Origin of the sequence: Streptomyces sp. UW30 (genome assembly GCF_008042075.1) — a bacterium.
Taxonomy (GTDB): domain Bacteria; phylum Actinomycetota; class Actinomycetes; order Streptomycetales; family Streptomycetaceae; genus Streptomyces.
On record NZ_RDBN01000061.1, the window covers coordinates 1 to 3,333 of the forward strand.

Below are 3,333 nucleotides of genomic sequence, written 5' to 3' on the forward strand. Positions count from 1 at the left end.
CCCCTCTCTTCGTCCAAGGCCTCGCAGAAGTCGCCCAGGTGACCGGCGACCTTGAGCGCAACGTCAAGGAGCAGGATCGTATCCAAGCGGAACTTGCCTCCTAGCAAGAGGGCCGCGGTTGGGGAAAAGCAGCTCAAACGCCCCTTCCTCCTCTCCGCGTTCGCCGCCCTGGGCGACCCGGCATCCCGGACCTGCCACGACAAGAAGATCAGCCGGGGCAAGCACCACTCTGTCGGCCCCGCACCTGCGACCGGCTGCTGGCCACCGCCTACGACACCGCACTGGGGGGGCCGCACCTTCCGGTTCGTCAACAACAACGACATCGTCCCCCAGGTACCGCCCGCACCAGCGTTCCACCACGTCGACGCCGTCCGCTACATCGACGCCTCAGGATTGCGACCTTCGGTGTCATCGGAGCCGTACCGCAAGGCGGGTTCGTGCTTGAGGCCGGGGCAGCTGCCAGGAAACTTCGTCGGTTTCCCGGTGGTGATGCCATGCCCCCAGGGTGCGCGTGGTCACCAGCCGGGGCAGAGCCGCTTCCTTGTCGCCGCTGGATACGAATCCTCTTGCGCATACCGGTAGTTGGCGGCTTCCCGAGTCGTGACGTGCACGGCCCCCCACCTCTACGCTGGACATTTCAGACACAGGGGGTTCGAGGTGGCACGGTCGGTTCCATCCCTGCAGCACATCGCACGCACCCGTGAACACGCACGTTTCGTCGGCCGACAAGCGCAGACCGCTCAGTTCCGCCGCAACCTCTCGCTGCCCCTGGACCACCCAGAACGACGCTTCGTCTTCAGCATCCATGGCGACGCAGGCGTGGGGAAAACGTACCTGGTACGCCATCTGCGCAGGCTCGCCGACACAGAAGGAGCAGCTACTTCCCGCGTCGACGAGACCTCACGCGACGTCCTCGCGGTGATGAGTCGCATCGCCACCGAACTGGCTCACGCGAACAGCCCCTTGCGTGCTTTTGAGAAGCGACACGCACACTACGAAGAACGCCGCAACGAACTCGAAAGCGACCCCCAGGCACCCGAAGGCGCCCCGACCTTCCTTACCCGGACCGCCGTAGGCATCGGCCTGGGAGCCGCCAAAAGCATCCCAGTTGCCGGAGAGTTCATCCAGCAGGTCGACCCGGCCGCGCTCGCCGAGCAGGCAGAACGAATCCGTAAGTACCTCAGCAAGCGGATGCGCAGCAACGACGTACGCCTGCTCATGTCGCCGGTGGAGGAACTCTCCCCTCTCTTCGTCCAAGGCCTCGCAGAAGTCGCCCAGGATCGCCAACTCGCGCTGTTCTTCGACTCCTACGAACAAAGCCGCAACCTCGTGGAGGACTGGCTGCTCGACCTCTTCGACGGCAAATACGGAGACCTGACCAGCGCCCTGACCGTCACCATCGCCGGTCAACGCCCCCTCGATCTGGCCCGCTGGTCGACCTACTTGGACCTGATCGAGGAATTCTCCCTGGCCCCCTTCACGGAGACGGAAGCACGACAGCTCCTGCTGCACAGCGGCGTGCACGATGAATCACTGCTGGCCGTGATCACCGCGCTGACCGGCAGGCTGCCGCTGCTTCTTGCCATGCTGGCTCAGAACAGACCGTTCAACCCGCAAGACATCGGCGATCCCACCGGTAGTGCAGTGGACCGATTCCTGAAATGGGAGCAAGACCCCGACCGGCGCGCCCTGGCCAAGGCTGCGGCCCTGCCCCGCAGCCTCAACATGGATGCCCTACGGGTCATCACGGGCGACACGGATGTCGAGGGCAGCTACACCTGGCWGGGCCAGCAGCCTTTCGTCACAGACGACTCGGGGCGCTTCGTCTTCCACGACATCGTGCGCACCTCCATGCTGCGAGTTCTGCGGCGCGAGTCCCCGCAGGACTGGCGCACCCGGCATCGAGCTCTGGCCGCCTGGCACCGTGACACTCGCGAAGACCTGGGACTGAACGAACAAGCCGCGTGGAGCGACACCGTCTGTAGCCAGCATCTGATCGAAGAGACATATCACTACCTATGCGCAGAGCCGAGCACAGCCCTGCCGCAGGCCCTCAACCTGGCCGTGCACGCCTGCCGGGCCGGAGACACCATGGCCGGGCTTTGGGCGGAGATGATCGAACAGGCCGGCACGGACGCCGACTTCGCCAAAGCCCGCGATTGGGGACAGCAGCTACAGGCCGCGCTGGCCGCACCAGGTACCCACGGCGCCGAATACCTGACCCTGCTCATCAGGCAGGGAGGCCTGGAACGGACCGCCCGCACTGCCGCACTCGTGGCCCGCGCCAGCACATATCAACTGATGCGCCGCTACGAAGCCGCCATCGCCGACTTCAACGAAGCACTCGATCTCAATCCGAAACTCTCCTGGACGCTCGCCGCGCGCGGCGAGACCTACCGCCTCATGAAGCAACACAGCCACGCACTACGCGACCTCAATCACGCTGTAGAACTCGATCCAGACCTGGCCTGGGCGATCAGCAGCCGTGGCATCGCCTACCGAGAGCTGGTCCGCTACGACGACGCCCTCGYCGACTTCAACCGAGCGCTCAGCATCGACTCCGGCTATGCGTGGGCAATCGCCGGGCGAGGCGAGACCTACCGGCTCATGGGCCGCCTTGATGCCGCAGCAGCTGACTTCGACCATGCCATCGACCTCGATCCGGACTACGCTTGGGCCGTCGCCAGCCGCGGGCGAGTCCGCCTGAGCCGAGAAGACTTCCAGGGCGCGATCACAGACTTCGACCGGGCCCTCAGCCTCGACTCCGCACTCGACTGGGTCCTTCTCCTGCGCGCTCGAACACACAGGAAATGCCGACAGTACGCCGACGCGCTAGCAGACTTCGACCGGCTGGTACGCAAGCACCCGGACAATGCCGAATACCTTGGCAAGCGAGGCCGAATCCTCCTAGCCATGAGCTCCCTCCACGAAGCCCAAGCGGACTTCGACCACGCCGTAGACCTCGCACCCTCCCTGGACTGGGCCATCGCGGGACAGGGAGAGGTTCAGCTACGTCTGGGGAACTACCCACAAGCCGTGGCCTACTTCGACCAGGCCCTGGCCGTCGATGAGACCAACAACTGGGTTGCCCAGCTGCGACGCGAGGCCCTCAGCTTGCTCGCCGGCGGCTGACTGACGATGCCAGACCGACACCGGTTGCGTTCGGTGTTTCGTCACCCGTCTTCCAAGGGGGACGCCTACCAAGACCGCTACCAACGAGCCCCATTCAGTCGTCGGATGCGAGGCCGCGGTCGGCGGCCTATCGCCTGCGGGCCGGGGGAGCGGGCTGCCTCCTGGCGGGGGTCGGCAGGTTCCCTGCCTGCCTCTTTGCCG

The 3,333-nt window shown here is 65.4% G+C and carries 1 protein-coding gene; it reads left to right on the plus strand.

The window, feature by feature from the left end; translation table 11 throughout:
• Positions 1-657 precede the first annotated feature (657 nt).
• Positions 658-3,132, plus strand: coding sequence for an ATP-binding protein (locus EAO75_RS43580; protein ID WP_148000688.1), 2,475 nt, complete (start codon positions 658-660; stop codon positions 3,130-3,132).
• Positions 3,133-3,333: the final 201 nt, after the last annotated feature.